Source organism: Bacillus sp. LR--39 (genome assembly GCF_053613335.1).
This window is the reverse complement of sequence record NZ_JBSIOT010000319.1, coordinates 1-1080: the sequence shown is the minus strand read 5'-3', so window position 1 is coordinate 1080 and position 1080 is coordinate 1. Positions and strand designations below refer to the sequence as shown.

Here is a 1080-nt window from a genome sequence, read left to right as displayed (position 1 = left end):
AAACACTTTTTCATGCTTATGCTCAATGCTGACATCGCCGTCCAAATACACCTTTTCAAGCTGCACATGCACCTGCAGCGGCTCATAGTGCTCCACTTCCGCGCCAAGTGCGCGGGAAGGAGCTCCTATTAAAAATACTGCCGCTGAGCAAAGAATGCCCAGCAAAAGATACGCCGTGCTGAATCGTTTCACCCTCTACACCTCTTTGCACACGTTTATGATTAGTTTGACCAAAGAGGCTACTGCTTAACCGTTTTATCAAAATTTGTCTGCACATTTTCCCTGACAAACCGTTCCTCCGTATACACATCTGTGCTTTGCTCAGAAATTGTCAAGAATCGCGTCAGAAAGGCACTGAAAAAATACAATGCCGCAAAGATCCAAATCACGCCACCTGCACCGAGCGGCCCAATGAAAAGACTCACGATGCCTGGCGCGATAAACGCACATAAACCAGATCCCAAATTCAACACTGACATGGCAGCACCTTTATTATCAGGTGCAAGCGTCGGCAAAAGCGCGCTTAATGGGACGTACCCTGCTAAAGCCGCGCCGTAGCAGCAGGCGATAATCATGAGCACCCAATACTGATGCCCGATCAGCTGAGGCGTGTAATACAGCGCCAGCGTAAAAATACCGCATCCGACACCGCCAAACCACATGACCGTATTGCGCCAGCCAAGTTTATCTCCGACTGCACCGAAAATGATATTAAACACAATATTCACAAAAAACAGCGTCCCCCATATTTGCAGCCATTCCGAAACCGAATACCCGTATCGTGCTAAATAAGTAGGAAGAAAGATGGCAAATCCAAATTGTCCTATCGCATTAATCGTCTTGACCACTCCGCCGATGCCTACCTTAGGGTTTTCAAACATAATCGTAAATGCCTTCGACAGTTCTTTCCATTTCGGCTGATCTTGTTTTTGTATCGGAGTAAATTTATCTTTGTTAAAAAATAAGGCAAGAATTCCGCCTGCCGCCACAAACAGTAAAGCGCTCCAAAGCGTATTGATTTCTCCAAAGGCTGGAACTGCATAGCTGGAATAGAACGGGCCGAGCACGTTAAGGCCGCAC

General features: G+C 46.9%; 1 protein-coding gene and 1 pseudogene. Both read right to left on the bottom strand.

Annotation, left to right across the window (positions count from 1 at the left end):
• Positions 1-192 (bottom strand): annotated as a pseudogene (bofC, locus tag ACWHAR_RS22865) (sporulation cell-cell signaling protein BofC); the annotation flags it as partial.
• 47 nt (positions 193-239) lie between these two features.
• The coding region (locus ACWHAR_RS22860; RefSeq protein ID WP_452087920.1) for an MFS transporter at positions 240-1080 on the bottom strand (841 nt) is incomplete at its 5' end.